This is a genomic window from Litoreibacter halocynthiae, from assembly GCF_004365635.1.
GTDB classification, from domain to species: Bacteria; Pseudomonadota; Alphaproteobacteria; order Rhodobacterales; family Rhodobacteraceae; genus Litoreibacter; species Litoreibacter halocynthiae.
In genome coordinates, this window is record NZ_SOBH01000001.1 from 717,525 (window position 1) to 733,320 (window position 15,796).

A 15,796-nucleotide genomic window follows, 5' to 3' on the forward strand; every position below is an offset into this window, starting at 1 on the left:
CAGCTAATGCTTGCTCGCGCGCCTCAACTTGTGCTGTCATGAGCCATGACTGAAGACACCGAAATTGCCGCCTCACCACGCCCTGAAATCGGAACCGTCACCCTATGGGAGCTGTTTCGAGCGCTTCGCGAAGGGTGGCGTGATTTTACGCGGGCGCCCATGTACGGGCTTTTCTTCTCGGCCTTCTACGTTTTGTGCGGGGCAGGACTGATCTATTGGGGGGCCGGAACCTTTACATGGACTTTGGTGCTGGCCTTGGGGTTCCCGATCTTCGCCCCTTTTGCCGCGGTGGGTCTTTACGAAGTCAGCCGCCGCCTGGAAGCGGGTGAGCCGTTGGGCTGGTCCTCGGTCCTGTCGGTTGTCTGGGCAGAGCGGGGCAGGCAGTTGCCGTGGATCGGCGCCTTGCTGGTCATCATCTTCTTGTTTTGGAGTTTCTTTGCCCACATGTCCTTCGCGATGTTCTTAGGCAATATGCAGCTGATCAACATCACCACCTCATGGGACATGTTCCTGACACCGCACGGTATGATGCTGATCGCGTTTCAGCTTCTTGTGGGCGGCCTCGTGGCCTTGTTCACTTATTCCATCACCGTGGTCTCGATGCCGTTGCTTTTGGATCGCGAGATTGATTTCATGACCGCAATGGGCTTCTCCATCCGCACCGTGTTGCGCAATCGCGTCGTCATGCTGCTTTGGGCCGCGATTATCGCGGTGACTGTATTGGCGGCGATGGTGCCGATGTTTCTGGGGCTGTTTCTGGCCCTGCCGGTCCTTGGCCACGCAACATGGCACATCTACCGGCGCGCGTTGTTCACGCCGCTTTAGCGGGGGCCGCACAGGCGGTAAAAGGCCTGCAAGGTTGTCTCGACATGTTCGTTGATCTGCGTGCGGGTCGGTTGCGGCAATGTGCCGATGACGCGGCGCGTTTGCAGGTCGCCGATCAGCAAGCTTAGAAACCACATCGCGGCCTGTTCATCGTCGGGCGGATCAATCAATCCGGCCTTACGCAGCGCGCCCATAAGCAGCACGATTTTTGGAAACACCCGCTCGCGCCCGCCTTTCGCGATGGCCGCGCCAAGATGCCCGCTCGCGTCTGACGCCGCTGCGCGGTTCAGCGCAACGGCACGCTCCCCTAGCAATAGGTGCAGCATGCGTTTGCCCATTTCCTCAAGGATATTCTCGGGCGGCAAATCTGCGGCAAGCGCCTTGTCCAAAGCCGCCTCCGCATCCGCGGCATTCGATTTCACGATCTCCAGAAACAGCTGCTGCTTGTCGCCATACCAGCGATACAAGGTCTCGTTCGAAGCCTTGGCCGCTTTGGCAATGTTGAGCATCGACGCGCCCTCATACCCGCGCTGGCGCATCACTTCGAGCGCGACGCTCTCGATTTCTGATCGCCGCTTGTCTTTTCGCTCTGCCCGCACCTTAGCCTCTTTAATAGCTTGAATATTACCGAACACATGTGTACGAAAATGTAAAGCCGTATAGATGTGTACGATTTTTGAAAGGAAAGAACCATGCAACAATCTGCCAAGTCATTTGCCGTAATCTCCACCGTGTTTGCAGGGGCGATATTCGGGTTCTTCTACGCGTGGGTCTGTTCGACGATGTGGGGGTTGGACACGCTCGACCCGCGTACAGCCATCTCGGCGATGAACGCGATGAACGGCTCGGTCCGAAATGCTGTCTTCGCGCCTGCTTTCTTTGGCACGCCCGTGGTACTGGCACTCACCGCACTGGCGCTAAAGCTGGCGGGCAAGGGAAGTGCATCACTCTGGTTCGGTGTGGCTGCCACGGTGTCACTTGTGTTCGGAACACTGCTGACCATGGCGGTCAACGTCCCGATGAACGAGGCGCTGGCTTTGGTCGACATCCCAGATGATCGCGCGGCGGCGCAGGTCATCTGGGAGGGCTATTCCCCCAAATGGCAATTCTGGAACCAAGCCCGCACAGTCGCCAGCGGGGTTGCATTGCTGTTTGCCTGCATTGGCCTCACTAAGATCGGCAAGGCTGCCTAGACCGTTGCGCGCCGCGATTGCACCGTGGCGCGGATGAAGGCGGCGATGAAGGCCGCCGTCATCAGCAACACAATCGTCGGGGCAGGGGCGCTATCAAGAAAGAAGCTCGCATAGACACCGACAAAGGAACAGATAGCCGCGATCCCCATGGACAGCCACAGCATGACACCAAACCGCTTAGTCAGCAGGAAGGCGATGGCACCGGGCGCCACAAGGAACGCAATCGCAAGGATGATCCCGACCGCCTGAAGCGCTGCAACAACTGTCAGCGAGATTGCTGCCAGCATCCCGAAATGCAATGCACGGACATGCAGCCCCTGCGCGCGGGCCTGTTGCTCGTCGAACGCTTGCAGCAACAGGTCCCGCCAGAAAAAGCCGATAAGCCCGGTAACAACCACCGCGATCACACCGGTGGTCCACATGTCTTCCGGCCCGACGCCCAGCATGTTGCCAAACAGGATGTGGTCCAGATGAACCTCGCTCTCGATCTTGGTATACATGACGATCCCAAGCCCGAACATGCCCGAGAACACGACGCCCATCACCGTGTCACGCTTCACGCGAGAGTTCTCGTCGATCCAGCCCGTCAGTCCCGCGCAGACCATGCCGGCGGTAAACGCGCCCAAGCCCAAGGGCAGACCCAAGACGTAAGCCAAGACCACCCCCGGCAGCACCGCGTGGGAAATGGCGTCGCCCATCAGCGACCAGCCTTTGAGGACCAGAAAGCATGATAGCAGGCCAGCAGGGATCGCTAGCATGACCGAGATAATCAGCGCGTTCACCATGAACGGGAACTGGAAGGGAAGGGACCACTCCATCACAACGCCTCCCGCGCACGGGCGCGTGCGGCCAAGATGCCGTGTTTCGGGGCAAAGACAAACGCAGCCAAAAACAGCAGGGTTTGCAGGCAGACGATCACGCCACCGGTCGCCCCATCCAGGAAGTAGCTGGCATAGGCTCCGACAAAGGAGGTCAGAGTGCCGATCGCTACGGAGATCATCAACAGGCTGGGGAAGCGGTCGGTCAGAAGGTAGGCCGTCGCCCCCGGTGTCACCACCATGGCGATGACCAGAAACGCACCCACGGTTTGCATGGCCGCCACGGTACAGGCGGAAAGCAGGGTGAAGAACACCACTTTCAGCAATTCAGGCCGCAGCCCGATCGACCGCGCATGGCTCTCGTCAAAAAACGTCACCATCAGGTCACGCCATTTGGCCAGCAGCACAATCAGCGACACGCCCCCGATCAAAGCCAGCTGCAGCGTGTCCGCAGGGGAAATGGCGAGGATATTGCCCATGATGATCGTCTGGATGTTCACCGAGGCGGGCGACAAAGAAATCATGAACAACCCCAGCCCGAAGAACGAGGTGAAGATCAGCCCGATAATGGCGTCTTCCTTCAGTCCGGTGCGCTGGTTCAAAAACAGCATCGACGCCCCCGCCAAGCCGCCCGCGAAGAACGCCCCCAACGCAAAGGGCAGTCCCAGCATGTAAGCTGCCGCCACACCCGGAACGATAGAATGGCTCAGCGCGTCGCCGATCAGCGACCAGCCCTTGAGCATCAGATAACACGACAGGAAGGCGCACACAGCACCGACCAAGGCCGACACCCACATGGCGTTGAGCATGTAATTATAGGTAAACGGCTCCCACAACACGCTCATCATGACGCGTCCGCCTCTTCTTCTTCGTCCTCGTCGTGATGGTCGTAGATCACGAATGGACGTTCATCATCCGAGATAACCGTCAGGCGACGTTTGTCTTCCTCGTCGTCATGCAGGTCAGCACCTTGCATCACGAAGTGACGCAGCACCCCGCCAAAGGCCAGTTCCAGATTCTGACGGGTAAAGATATCCTCGGTCGGCCCATGCGCAAGCACGGTTTCCTTGATCAGAATGGTGCGGTCGCAAAACTCAGGTACGGAGCCAAGGTTATGGGTCGAGACCAGCATAACCCGCCCCTCGTCGCGCATCTCACGCAGCAGGGCGATGATCGCGTCCTCGGTTTGCACGTCCACGCCGGTGAACGGCTCGTCCAGCAACACCACGCGGCTGTCTTGTGCTAATGCGCGGGCAAGGAACACGCGCTTTTTCTGGCCGCCGGACAACTCACCGATCTGGCGGTGGCGGAATTCCAGCATGTTGACCCGCTCCAACGCCTTCTCGACCATTTTGTGATCCTCGGCGCGCGGGATGCGGAAGAACCCCATATGGCCATAACGGCCCATCATCACCACATCCTCGACCAACACAGGGAACGTCCAGTCAACCTCCTCTGCCTGCGGGACATAGGCCACAGTATTGGCGCGCAACGCGTCTCGCACGGTGCCACCAAGGATGGAAATGCTGCCCGCAGATGTCGGGACAAATCCCATAATCGCCTTAAACAGCGTGGACTTTCCCGAGCCGTTCACCCCCACCAAGGCCGCAATCGTCCCTTTGGGTAGCGAGAAGGACGCATCGCGCAGGGCCGTATGTCCGTTGCGGTAGGTGACGGTGATCCCTTCGGCGCAGATACCGGCGGCGTCGTCAGGCAGGCTGCCAAAACTCATTGTTCCAGACCTTCTACGATGGTTTCAACGGTAACCCTGAGCAGGTCCAGATAGGTCGGCACAGGGCCGTCCTCGCTGCTCAGGCTGTCGACATATAGCACGCCACCATAAGCGGCACCGGTTTCGCGCGATATCTGCTCGGCAGGCGCGGCGGAGACGGTGCTTTCCGAGAACACCACTCCGATGTTGTTGTCGCGCACGGCATCAATCAACTGGCGTACTTGGCTAGGCGTGCCTTGGGCGTCGGCGTTGATCGGCCACAAATACAGCTCTTTCAGCCCCAGATCGCGGGCAAGGTAGGAGAACGCCCCTTCCGAGGTCACCAACCAGCGCTTGTTTTCCGGCAAAGCGGCAATGCGATCCTTGAGCGGCCCAAGGGCAGCCACGATCTCGGCTTTGTAGACGTCGGCATTGGCGCGGTAGGTGTCGGCGTTGGCGACGTCATGCGTGGCAAAGGCGTCCGCGATGTTGTCTACATAGATCAACGCCGCTTCCACCGACATCCATGCGTGCGGGTTCGGCTTGCCAGAGTAGGGACCTTTGGAAATGCCCATAGGCTCCACCCCGTCCGAGACCACCGCAGACGGCACGTCGCGCAGGTTGCGGAAGAACTGCTCGAACCACAGCTCGAGGTTCAACCCGTTCCACAACACCAGATCGGCGTTCTGGGCGCGCACGATATCGCGCGGGGTCGGCTCGTAATTGTGAATTTCAGCCCCCGGCTTGGTAATGCTTTCCACAACAGCGGCATCCCCCGCCACACGGGACGCCATATCGGCAATCACGGTGAAGGTGGTGACGGCCTTGAACTTGTCGGCGGCAGCAACCGGCAGCACGCTGAGACAAAACGCAAGAAGGGCGGGCAGGGCAATACGCATAGGTGGGAAACCACTCTGAATAGGGGGATGGTGTTCCCTCCCTATATGCGAGTCGTTTGCAATAAGTCAAGCTAGTTGCGAATTAATCGCAAGATTGGCTTAGTAGAGTTGTTGGCGCTGCTTGAGCTGGCGCAAGGAGTATTTGTCGCGGATCAACCCCCAGTCACCTGCATGGAAATGGCGGTCTTGGGGAAGGCACCGCAAACCGCATAGCTGGAAGCTCATGCTCCGGTCGGGCAGGTTGACCCAAAGCCTGCCACCGGGGGTCGCGATGAACCCGATAAGCCCTTCCCCGATATCAGCTGATAAATCCTCGAACGACGGCACTTCGCTATCGGCCTCGTGATCATAGGCCCCATGCGTATGGTACGAGGCGAGGGCGGTTATACCGCGCCCGCGGAATTCGTTTGGCAGGCAATCATCGGCATTCCCCTTGCGCGGGCGCGTAGAGACGATGGCGCCGTCCTCGTTGCGCCCCAGCAATCCGCAAAACTCGCGGCCCGTCTTGAAACTGCGGCTTTGAAGACCCGTCAGAATCTGGCGCGCCGCGGCGCGAAGTTGTTGGTCATCGGCGGAGCGGCGGGTGTCGGCACCAGCAAGATTGGTGAAAAACAGCAGGACGGATAGGCTTAGGGCGATAAATTTCATGCGCGAAAGCTAACCCGATGCATCGCGCGCTGTCCAACTAATCCGTGTGAAGCTAGGTTGCGTCCAAAGATTCTCACTGGAAGGTCTATCATGAGCTATGTCATCCCGCCCGCACCTCAGGCCTCCGTCGCCGTCGAAGGCTCCTCTGACCGGTTTCCCGTGCGCCGCATATTCTGTGTTGGCCGGAACTATGCGGAACATATCCTCGAGATGGGCAATGACGAGCGTGACCCGCCGTTCTATTTCACCAAGCCTGCCGATGCGGTGGTCGAAAGCGGGGCAGAGATCGCCTATCCCCGCGCCACAGCCGACCTGCATCACGAGGTGGAGCTGGTTCTGGCCATCGGCACAGGTGGCTCGGATATATCGCTTTCGGATGCCATGGCCCACGTCTGGGGGGCAGGCGTCGGTATCGACCTGACCCGCCGCGACCTGCAGGCCGTCGCTAAGAAGGCGGGCCGCCCGTGGGATATGGCGAAAGGCTTCGACCGCTCCGCCCCGCTGGGCGCGCTGGTGCCTGTGGCGCAGGCAGGGGGGCTGACCTCTGGCGAAATCTGGCTGACCGTCAATGGAGAGCCCCGTCAAACCGGTGATCTGGCCGAGATGATCTGGTCCGCCGCAGATTGCGTGGCGCATCTGTCGACACTGGTCGAGCTCGCACCGGGTGACCTGATCATGACCGGCACTCCCGCAGGGGTCTCCGCAGTGGGGCGCGGTGATATGATGGAGGCCGGTATCGACGGGCTGCCAAATGTCAGCGTGAAAATAGCGGCGTCATAGGCGCACCGGCTGTCCAGACGCGACTTCAGGGCCAGCCTTGATTATTTTGACGTCAGCTCTCCCGACATTTCGATGTCGTCGATCATAGTCGTCTTTATGGATCTGCCGCGGGGCGCGCTGGGTGCTTTATTGCGAGCGTTTGGGCACCTTGTCCGACACGACCCGCCCGTCCTCCAGCGTGATGATCCGGTCGGCCATCTCCAGAATGCGGTTGTCATGGGTCACCATCACCGTCGTGGTTTGCCGCGTTTGCCCAAGCGTTTTCAGCATCTGCACCACCGTATGCCCCGACTCCTTGTCCAGCGCAGCGGTGGGTTCATCCGCGAATACGATGTCAGGGTTCGACACCAAAGCCCGCGCCACCGCGACCCGTTGCTTCTGCCCGCCCGACAGGTTGCCGGGCAAGTACGTCCGGCGATCCGCCAGCCCCACCAGATCAAGGATGTGGTCGGCTGCGGCGCGTTGCTTGACGGGATTGGCGTTGCCATGGACCTGTAATCCCATCAGCACGTTCTGCGCCGCGGTCAGGCTTTCATGAAGGTTATGCGCCTGAAAGATGAACCCCAACCTGCGGCGCAAGCTGACCAGTTGCGCCTCGCTGGCGCCATTCAACTCTTGGCCGAGCAGCCGCACGCTGCCTTCTTGGACTTCGCGCAGGCACCCCATCAATGTCAGCACGGTGGTTTTGCCAGAGCCGGACGGCCCCATCAGGATCGTCAGGCTGCCGCGCTCAATGTTCAGAGTCAGGTCGAAAATGGCCTGCTTGCGCGCTTCGCCTTCGCCAAAGAAGTGGTTCAAACCGCTGGCTTCTATAGGGAAACTCTCAGCCATCAGAACAAATCCGCAGGGTCAGCCGCCGCCAGACGGCGGGTGGCGATGGCACCCGATATGGTGCAGGCCGTCAGCGTGCCCAGAAACACAAGGATCGCACGGCTCGCATCCATCTCGACGGGCAATCCGGTCACGGCCCTCAGTCCCGCGTAAAGCCCGATCGACACGATCAGCCCCGGAATGAAGCCGAAGACCGCCAGAACGATAGCCTCCTCGAACACAATGCCGAGAAAGAATGGCTGGCCGTAGCCCATCGCCTTGAAGGTGGCATATTCGCCTAAGTGGTCGGCCACGTCGGTGGATAGCACCTGATAGACGATCACCAAGCCCACAAGGATGCCCATAAACACGCCAAAGCCGAAGATGATGCCCGTGGGCCGCTCCGACGACATGAAGTCCAGATCGGCCTGCGCCGAGGCGTCCGCCGTCAGAACTTTGACATTGGCGCTGGGCAGGGCGTCGCGCAGACGCTCGACCACGGTGTCTACCGACACGCCATCATCAACATTCAGCAGGATATGGTTGGGCGCGCTGCTTGTGCGGGCAGGGAAGGAGCGCAGAAACGTCTGGTCCGACATCGCCAGCATCCCGTCCGCCAGAAAGCCGCCACCAACATTCATGGTGCCAACGGCGACCAGCGTGTTGCCATTCGCCTCGAACGCGTAGCGCCCGCCAGCCATAAGCGTGTCGATGACAGAGGCCGGCATTCCACGGGTGTCGCGGTCCAGAATAACGGTGTTTTCAATCGTCAGGCTGCCAAAACTGGCCGCAATGCTTGGGGACACGAATTCAGGCTGGGAGACGTCAAATCCGAAGCTCAACAACGACACAGTGCTGCCATCGTCCAGCGTGAAGGGCAGGTTGCCGATATAAAGCGGCGTGGCGTCGGCAACACCGGGAACCCCAAGCGCCTGAAACATCCGCGCCCGCGCAATCTCGCCCGCGTCGGTCAGCGTGTTGCCTTCCTCGGACGAGATCACGATATCGGCGTTCAACAGCCCGTAAGGAGCAACGGTCGACGAGTTCAACGCGCCCATGATGCCCAACTGCATGAACACCAACAACGTGGCGAAGGACACACCGGAAACGGCGGCCACCAGCCGCGCCTTGTTATGCGACAGCTGGAGCCAGCCAATCGGCAGCCGCCCGAACAGATAGGTCAGAAGGCGGCTCATTCAGGGCGACCTGCGTCGATCCGCACCAAGGCTTCGAGGTTGGTGAAGTTGCGCGCCAGTTCCGATGACGGCGCATCAAGTGTCACAATCACGTCCACCACCCGCGCATCGGTATTGGCCGCAGGATTGTCCGAGGTGATGGATTGCCGCCCGATTTCCAGCCCGATGGCCGTCACCGTCCCGCTAAGCTCTTGTGACAAGGCGCGGGCCGAAACCGTGACCGGATCACCAATGGTCACACGCCCGATCAGCGTTTGGTAAACTTCCACTTCTACGGTCATCTGCGAGGTGTCGCCCAGATCGACCACACCGCTCGATGGCGGACGCTCGCCCGCGCGCGCATTGATATCCAGCACGGTCCCTTGCACCGGTGCCCGCACATAGGCGCGTTCCAGATCCTGTGTGGCGCGGGCAAGGTCGGCGCGTGCGGCTTCCAGATTGGCCTCCGCCACGGCAATGTCGGCCTGCACGGTGTCGGATCCGGTGGCATAGCGCGACAAGGTCGCGATGGCGCGCTCCACGTCGCGCCCAGCCTCGTTGGCGCGGGCAACGGTCTCGTCGAACTCGGCCCGTGTGGTCACGCCCCGCTCCAGCAGGGAGGTCATCCGCGTCAGATCGGCACTGGCGGCGTTCGCAGTGGTCTCGGCGCGCTCAAGTGTTGCCTTGGCTTCGGCTTGGCTTGCAAGGATCGAGGCGCGGGTTTGCGCCAGATTGGCCTCGCGCACACCCAGATTGGCCTTCGCCGACGTGGCGATGCTTTGCAATTGCGGTAGGTTGTCCAGCACCGCCAGAACATCGCTTGCTGCGACCACGTCACCACGGCTCACGCGAATTTCGGCAATGCGGGCATCCCCCGCACCGGACGGGGTCGCCACGCTGATCACATCGCCCAAGGGGATGATCCGGCCCAAGGCCACCACGTCGCCTTCGCTGACGACCGCCACCTGTTCTTGCTTTTCGACCTGCTGGATGGCCACCGCAATCGGCGTCTCGGTTCCGGCACCCGGCTGCAAACCTGTGGCGTTGAAAAACACGCGCAAGCCGGGAGGTTGGAAATACATGCCGATCACTGCGCCGGTGAACAAGGTGAGCATCAAGAGCGGGATCAAAAACAGCCGCGACCGTCCGGCGGATTTTGGCGCAGGCGTGTCGGTGGATTTGGAAATTCCGCTGTCTTCCAGAGGCAGGTTCGGGTCGGTCGGCATTGTCAGGCGGTCCTCTATTCTCAACATCGCGCTGCCTGTCGTCGCCAAGCGTAGGAGGCATGTCTAGGGAGGTGGTATCAGCCGAGTTGGACGCAGAAGTTGCGATAGGTCAAGTCGCGTCCGAAAAACGGGGCTGCAACACGGTCTTTAGTCTCGCGATTTGGGCAATGGAAATCGGTGTGGAAAAAGTGCTAGACCGAAGTCCTGCCGACGCAAACCTGACGCGAAACGAGAAGAACACGCCCGATGCCTGAGAAAAACAGTCCTGACGCTGACGTGACAGCCGCCGCCCGCCTGTCTGTGGCTCCGATGATGGACTGGACGGACCGTCACTGCCGGTATTTCCACCGGCTGATCTCTGGACGGGCTTTGCTTTATACTGAAATGGTGACCGCACCGGCGCTGGTGCGCGGTGGGGCCGTGCATTTGTTGGAGTTCTCGCAGCCAGAGCATCCGGTCGCGATTCAACTCGGCGGCTCCGATCCGGCCGAACTGGCAGAGGCCGCACGTCTTTGCGCCGAACGCGGATATGATGAGATAAATCTTAATGTCGGTTGTCCCTCCGACCGCGTGCAATCGGGCTGCTTCGGCGCCGTTCTGATGGAACGCCCTGCGCTGGTGGCCGATTGCGTCGCGGCGATGATCAAATCGCAACCGGTTGAAGTCACAGTGAAATGCCGCATTGGCGTAGACGATCAGGATCCCGAAGCGGTGTTGCCCGATTTCCTGAGCCGCATACGGGATGCGGGCGTCTCGCGCGTCACGATCCATGCGCGCAAGGCGTGGTTGCAAGGGTTAAGCCCCAAGGAAAACCGCGACGTGCCGCCCCTGGATTATGACTTGGTGCACCGGATGAAAGCCGAGTTCCCCGATCTTCACATCTCGCTCAACGGCGGATTAGAGACGTTGGAGGCAGGGCTGCCGCATCTGCAGATGCTCGACGGGTTGATGTATGGCCGCGCAGCCTACCACCAGCCTTGGGACGTGCTGTCGGATGCCGACGAGAAGGTCTTCGGCGAGGTTCCGCAAACAAAGACCCGCGCCGATGTGGTTCACGCCATGCTGCCCTATATCGAGGCGCATGTGGACGCGGGCGGCAAGCTGGCCCAAGTCACCCGCCATATGCTCGGCCTGTTTGCAGGGCAGCCCGGCGCACGCGGCTGGCGGCGCACCCTGTCGGAAGGGGCGCATAAACCCGAGTCTGGAATGGCGCTGGTGCTGCAAGCGCTTGATGCGGTCCAAGTCGCACAGGCCGCATGAGTTTTGCGGCCAACGGCTGGGTGAAATTTGCCCATAACGCGGCCACTGCCAAATGGGCCGACCATGCGCGTGAGCGGGCGATACCGCTTGCTCAAGACCCGCAATACACCAAGGAATGGCTGCGCTGTGGCGAGACGTGGTTTGTCGGGGTAAACCTGTTGCCCAATGACGGGCAGGGGCGCTTGCCGGACGGTCCTCCCTTGGCGGGACCGGCAATCGCGTTTTTGCAGCGCGAGGGGCTTTGGGCCCCCCTCGATCCTGCGCAGGTGTCGGTCATCTACGAGGGCTATCCAAAACCTTCGGACGCGGAAAGTCCCGCTGCGTTCCGCTTTCGCCGCGACCGCGACGCGGCGCATGTGGACGGTTTGAAGCTGGCACTTCCCGACAAGCGACGCCATGTCGACGAACCGCACGGCTTCGTGCTGGGCCTGCCATTGAACGAGGCCAGAGCCAGTCCGATGGTGGTGTGGGAAGGCAGTCACCACATTATGCGCGACGCCTTCGCGAGACGTCTGGAGCCGGTGCCGCCGGAGCAGTGGGCGACCGAGGATATCACCGACACTTATCAAGCTGCGCGAAAGCAGTGTTTCGAAACCTGTAACCGGATAGAAATCAACGCACTACCGGGTGAAGCTTACGTGATACACCGCCTTGCCTTGCACGGGGTCGTCCCGTGGAGAGACGGTAACACCGCACCGCCTGAAGGCCGGATGATCGCCTATTTCCGCCCCGAACTTGACGACATCGCCACGTGGCTGGCCTGACCTAAAGGAGCGCCTTGCGGCGCGCATCCTTGTTTGTTTGGCGCGCTACTTCAACGGTGGGGTCTGGAACAGCCAGACCTTCAAGCCGCCATGGGGTACAGCTGGTCCTTGGGTCAGCGGCAATCTGGTGGCCTTGGCCAATCCCGGCTCGGACGTGACCAGCGCTACGCGCCAGCCGGAGAAGCGGTCTTTAAGGGTTGTCCCCAAACTGGCATAAAGCGCGAAGAGCTGTTTTTTATCCCCGATCCGCCCGCCATAGGGTGGGTTCACGATCACCAGACCGGCGGGGCCGTCAGGCCGTTTCACGTCGGAGACAGGCATGCACTGAAAGTCGCACAAGGCTGATACGCCCGCACGGTTCGCATTGGAAATCGCACCCTTGATCGTGCCTGCATCGCGGTCGGAACCGAAAAACCGCACAGGTCCTTTGATCACACTGACCGAGCGCCGCAGCGCCTTGAACGCGGATACGTCGAAACTCGCCAAAGCCTCGAACGCAAAGCTGCGGGAGCGTCCGGCTTGCAGCCCTTCGGCAATCTCTGCGGCCTCGATGACAAACGTGCCGGAGCCGCACATCGGGTCCAGAACCGGCTCGGACCCGTCATAGCCCGCCTGTTGCAAGAACAGCGCCGCCATGTTTTCGCGCATGGGGGCCTTGCCGATGGCTTCCTTATGGCCGCGCTTATGCAGACTCTCGCCCGACGTATCCACGCTAAGGGTCACGATGTTCTGCTCGATGCGGATTTTCAGCGTCACCTCGCCATCAGCGGAGGGTTTCATGCCGGCCTTGAGCAGCGCACGCTCCACCCGCTCGATCGCAGCCCCCGCGTGGTAGATTTTGGAGCGCTTGCACGTCGCCTCCACCCGCACGGTGGTGCCGGAATAGAACGTCTCGTCCCACGGGAACTCGTCGGCGCGATGGTCCAGCCCCGCAAGGCTCATGGCACGGAACGTCCCGATCCGCGCTAACAGCTTGGTGGCCCCGCGCAGCTCCAGATTGAGCCGCCAGACATCCGGCCAACCTCCCATCATCGTCACGCCACCCGCGCCATAGCGCGCGTCTTTATATCCCAAAGCGCGGAATTCCGGCAACAAAGCGGCTTCCAATCCCGGCGGGGCAACGGCAAAAATTTCGAGTGTATCAGTCATGGCACCGTCCATAGGGCCACATGGCCCCGGACGCTACCCCACGCGGGCCTTGCGCCCGCCGCGTCGCACTTTCAGGCGGGCTGAACGGGCGGGTAGTTCCTCTAGAAGCGCCGTGCGGGCCTCGTTGGACATACGCGACCATGCGCCAATCTCGTCAATGGTGCGCAGGCAGCCGGTGCAGATCCGCTCCGCAGGATGCACGATGCACACCTTGATGCAGGGGCTCTCCACCTCGTCGCGTTGCCAAATGTCGTCGCTCATGTGTTCGCCTTAATATGCCGGATGCGGTCCAGCGCTCCTTGCAGGATAAACCCGGCGGCGACATGATCTATGACCTCCGCGCGACGTTTTCGCGACGTATCCGCCTCTAAAAGCGCACGTTCGGCGGCCACGGTGGACAGGCGCTCGTCCCAAAAGGTGATCGGCACGTCGGTCAGGCGTGACAGGTTGCGGGCAAATGCGCGGGTCGATTGAACCCTTGGCCCCTCGCTGCCGTCCATGTTCAAAGGCAACCCCAGCACGATCCCCGCGACTGACCGTTTTTCCATGATCGCCAGCAAGGCGGCGGCATCCAGTCCGAATTTCTTGCGTTTGATGGTCTCCAGCGGGGTGGCGACCGACAGGAAGCTGTCGGACACCGCTACACCCAAGGTCACCGTCCCTAAATCAAGCCCGACAACAGGCCGCATCGGGGGCAGGGCGGCGGCAAACGCCGTCATGTCGTCAAATATTTCGCCCATTTGGTTCGCGCCTTTTTTCTCCGCTCCAGATAGGAGGAGCACCGCCCGAAAGTCCACACCCGCGTCAATTTTTGACGTGCTTGATACTGGCGTGTCGCAAGTAGCATGTGATATGCCGAAACCAATGAGGCCTGACCGCCCGTTCTGATGCAAAACGGGTGCGACGCTGCCTCCCGAAGGGAATTTTTGCATGAAACGCTATTCAGCTTTTGCCATCGCCCGCGAGGCGGCCCGTTTCCACTCCGGTTGGGAGCGCGCATGGCGCTCGCCCACACCCAAGAAGAAATACAAGGTCATCATCATTGGCGCAGGGGGCCACGGGCTGGCAACCGCCTATTACCTTGGTAAAAACCACGGCATCACCGATGTAGCGGTGATCGAGAAGGGTTGGCTTGGCGGTGGCAATACAGGGCGCAACACCACAATCATCCGCTCCAACTACCTGCAAGACCCGTCAGCCGCGATCTACGAAAAGGCCCGCAGTCTCTACGAGACCATGTCCCAAGACCTGAACTACAACGTCATGTTCTCCCCACGCGGCGTGTTGATGCTGGCGCAAACCCATCACGAGGTGCGCGGCTACCAACGCACGGCCTATGCCAACGCGCTGCAAGGCGTGAAAACCGAGTTTATCGGCCCGCAAAAGGTCAAGGAAATCTGCCCGATCATGAATATCGAAGGCCCGCGCTATCCGGTCCTCGGCGGCCTGTTTCAGGCCCGCGGCGGCACCGCCCGCCATGACGCGGTGGCTTGGGGCTACGCCCGCGCCTGCTCCGACATGGGCATGGACATCATCCAGCAATGCGAGGTCACCGCCATCAAGCGCGAAGGCGGCGAGGTCAAAGGCATCTCCACCACCAAGGGCGAGATCGCGTGCGACAAGCTCTGCATCGTTGTCGCGGGCAATTCCGGCCATGTGGCGGAGCTTGCGGGCTTCCGCTTGCCGCTTGAATCCGTGGCGCTGCAAGCGCTGGTCTCCGAGCCGATCAAGCCCTGTATGGATATCGTCGTCATGGCGAACACGGTGCATGGCTACATGTCGCAATCCGACAAGGGCGAGATGGTCATCGGCGGCGGCACCGACGGCTACAACAACTACACCCAACGCGGCAGCTTCCAGCATATCGAGGAAACCGTGCGCGCGCTGATCGAGACTTTCCCGATGCTGTCGCGCCTGAAGATGCTGCGCCAGTGGGGCGGTATCGTGGACGTCACCGGCGACCGCTCCCCGATCCTGTCGAAGACGCCGCTGGGCAACTGCTTCATCAACTGCGGCTGGGGCACGGGCGGCTTCAAGGCTATTCCCGGCTCCGGCTGGGCCATGGCCGAACTGGTGGCCAAGGGCCACTCGCCCCTGACCGCCGAGTTCGGACTGGACCGCTTCAAAGAGGGCCGGTTTATTGATGAGAGCGTGGCCGCCGGGGTGGCACACTAAGATGTGTTGCGATCTTGGTCATAAGTTTAACGGGAACCAATTCTGGTTCCGACGGGTTGTGGTGGCGAAAGCAAACACCACAGGAGATCCGAGATGTCACACTCTGACAACACAGAGCGCACGCACACCACCACCACAACAACGACTGGCGGCGGGGCCGGCATGGGCATTGTCGTCGGCGCGCTGGTCGTGGTTGTGGCGTTCCTCGCCTATGTTATTTTCTCCGGATCAGCTCCGTCTGGCCAGGATGACGTCAACATTACCATCGAAGGCGCAGGATCTGCCGTTGAAGGCGCTGCCGAGGCTGTCGAGGGGGCAGTCTCTGGCGACGCTAGTAACTGATCCCCAACCAAGATCAACTCT

General features: G+C 60.9%; 19 protein-coding genes. 7 read left to right on the forward strand and 12 right to left on the reverse strand.

The window, feature by feature from the left end; translation table 11 throughout:
* Positions 1-45 precede the first annotated feature (45 nt).
* Entirely contained in the window at positions 46-825 is a 780-nt protein-coding gene (locus BDE40_RS03585; RefSeq protein WP_134012897.1) for a DUF2189 domain-containing protein, read from the forward strand.
* On the opposite strand, the gene BDE40_RS03590 is transcribed toward BDE40_RS03585, so the two are convergent.
* A complete protein-coding gene (locus BDE40_RS03590; protein ID WP_211342395.1) occupies positions 822-1,424 on the reverse strand; it encodes a TetR/AcrR family transcriptional regulator in 603 nt (200 codons plus the stop codon). The genes BDE40_RS03585 and BDE40_RS03590 overlap by 4 nt on opposite strands.
* 93 nt (positions 1,425-1,517) lie before the next feature.
* On the opposite strand from BDE40_RS03590, the gene BDE40_RS03595 reads away from it, so the two are divergent.
* A complete protein-coding gene (locus tag BDE40_RS03595) occupies positions 1,518-2,018 on the forward strand; it encodes an anthrone oxygenase family protein (RefSeq protein ID WP_134012899.1) in 501 nt (166 codons plus the stop codon).
* Here the strand turns inward: BDE40_RS03595 and BDE40_RS03600 are convergent.
* The 5 genes from BDE40_RS03600 to BDE40_RS03620 all read right to left on the reverse strand — a co-directional run bounded on the left by BDE40_RS03600 (position 2,015) and on the right by BDE40_RS03620 (position 6,094).
* Entirely contained in the window at positions 2,015-2,836 is an 822-nt protein-coding gene (locus BDE40_RS03600) for a metal ABC transporter permease (RefSeq protein WP_134012901.1), read from the reverse strand. The genes BDE40_RS03595 and BDE40_RS03600 overlap by 4 nt on opposite strands.
* Positions 2,836-3,681 carry a metal ABC transporter permease gene (locus BDE40_RS03605; protein WP_134013754.1) on the reverse strand — a complete coding sequence of 282 codons (846 nt, stop codon included), beginning with the start codon at positions 3,679-3,681 and terminating at the stop codon, positions 2,836-2,838. The genes BDE40_RS03600 and BDE40_RS03605 overlap by 1 nt, the downstream gene beginning before the upstream one ends.
* Complete coding sequence (locus BDE40_RS03610) at positions 3,681-4,568, reverse strand: manganese/iron ABC transporter ATP-binding protein (protein ID WP_134012903.1); 888 nt, start codon at positions 4,566-4,568, stop codon at positions 3,681-3,683. Before BDE40_RS03610 ends, BDE40_RS03605 begins: the two co-directional genes overlap by 1 nt.
* A complete protein-coding gene (locus BDE40_RS03615) occupies positions 4,565-5,446 on the reverse strand; it encodes a metal ABC transporter substrate-binding protein (RefSeq protein ID WP_134012905.1) in 882 nt (293 codons plus the stop codon). The genes BDE40_RS03610 and BDE40_RS03615 overlap by 4 nt, the downstream gene beginning before the upstream one ends.
* Before the next feature lie 99 nt (positions 5,447-5,545).
* On the reverse strand, positions 5,546-6,094 hold the full coding sequence (locus BDE40_RS03620) for a DUF4329 domain-containing protein (RefSeq protein ID WP_134012907.1): 549 nt from the start codon (positions 6,092-6,094) through the stop codon (positions 5,546-5,548).
* Between the two features lie 90 nt (positions 6,095-6,184).
* Between BDE40_RS03620 and BDE40_RS03625 the strand changes: the two genes are divergently transcribed.
* Positions 6,185-6,874, forward strand: a complete 690-nt coding sequence (locus tag BDE40_RS03625) for a fumarylacetoacetate hydrolase family protein (RefSeq protein WP_162848019.1) — start codon at positions 6,185-6,187, stop codon at positions 6,872-6,874.
* 126 nt (positions 6,875-7,000) lie between these two features.
* Here the strand turns inward: BDE40_RS03625 and BDE40_RS03630 are convergent, their stop codons facing one another.
* The 3 genes from BDE40_RS03630 to BDE40_RS03640 are packed head-to-tail and all read right to left on the reverse strand — an operon-like array spanning position 7,001 to position 10,112.
* On the reverse strand, positions 7,001-7,705 hold the full coding sequence (locus BDE40_RS03630) for an ATP-binding cassette domain-containing protein (RefSeq protein ID WP_134012909.1): 705 nt from the start codon (positions 7,703-7,705) through the stop codon (positions 7,001-7,003).
* Positions 7,705-8,880, reverse strand: a complete 1,176-nt coding sequence (gene devC / locus BDE40_RS03635; RefSeq protein WP_134012911.1) for an ABC transporter permease DevC — start codon at positions 8,878-8,880, stop codon at positions 7,705-7,707. Before devC ends, BDE40_RS03630 begins: the two co-directional genes overlap by 1 nt.
* A complete protein-coding gene (locus BDE40_RS03640; protein ID WP_134012913.1) occupies positions 8,877-10,112 on the reverse strand; it encodes an efflux RND transporter periplasmic adaptor subunit in 1,236 nt (411 codons plus the stop codon). The genes devC and BDE40_RS03640 overlap by 4 nt, the downstream gene beginning before the upstream one ends.
* A 219-nt stretch (positions 10,113-10,331) precedes the next feature.
* On the opposite strand from BDE40_RS03640, the gene dusA reads away from it, so the two are divergent.
* Positions 10,332-11,345 (forward strand): tRNA dihydrouridine(20/20a) synthase DusA, encoded by a 1,014-nt coding sequence (dusA, locus tag BDE40_RS03645; protein WP_134012915.1) that lies wholly within the window; start codon positions 10,332-10,334, stop codon positions 11,343-11,345.
* The gene (locus BDE40_RS03650; RefSeq protein ID WP_134012917.1) at positions 11,342-12,109 is read left to right on the forward strand and encodes a hypothetical protein; all 768 of its coding nucleotides are present in this window, start codon (positions 11,342-11,344) and stop codon (positions 12,107-12,109) included. The genes dusA and BDE40_RS03650 overlap by 4 nt, the downstream gene beginning before the upstream one ends.
* Positions 12,110-12,154: 45 nt before the next feature.
* Here the strand turns inward: BDE40_RS03650 and BDE40_RS03655 are convergent, their stop codons facing one another.
* The 3 genes from BDE40_RS03655 to ruvX are packed head-to-tail and all read right to left on the reverse strand — an operon-like array spanning position 12,155 to position 13,998.
* Complete coding sequence (locus BDE40_RS03655) at positions 12,155-13,258, reverse strand: THUMP domain-containing class I SAM-dependent RNA methyltransferase (RefSeq protein WP_134012919.1); 1,104 nt, start codon at positions 13,256-13,258, stop codon at positions 12,155-12,157.
* A 33-nt stretch (positions 13,259-13,291) separates the two neighbouring features.
* Positions 13,292-13,519, reverse strand: a complete 228-nt coding sequence (locus BDE40_RS03660; RefSeq protein ID WP_134012921.1) for a DUF1289 domain-containing protein — start codon at positions 13,517-13,519, stop codon at positions 13,292-13,294.
* Positions 13,516-13,998 carry a Holliday junction resolvase RuvX gene (gene ruvX, locus BDE40_RS03665; protein WP_162848020.1) on the reverse strand — a complete coding sequence of 161 codons (483 nt, stop codon included), beginning with the start codon at positions 13,996-13,998 and terminating at the stop codon, positions 13,516-13,518. The genes BDE40_RS03660 and ruvX overlap by 4 nt, the downstream gene beginning before the upstream one ends.
* A 190-nt stretch (positions 13,999-14,188) precedes the next feature.
* On the opposite strand from ruvX, the gene BDE40_RS03670 reads away from it, so the two are divergent.
* Positions 14,189-15,433, forward strand: a complete 1,245-nt coding sequence (locus tag BDE40_RS03670) for a sarcosine oxidase subunit beta family protein (protein ID WP_134012923.1) — start codon at positions 14,189-14,191, stop codon at positions 15,431-15,433.
* Between the two features lie 93 nt (positions 15,434-15,526).
* Positions 15,527-15,775: a hypothetical protein gene (locus BDE40_RS03675; protein WP_121024598.1), complete on the forward strand. Its 249-nt coding sequence runs from the start codon at positions 15,527-15,529 to the stop codon at positions 15,773-15,775.
* Positions 15,776-15,796 lie beyond the last annotated feature (21 nt).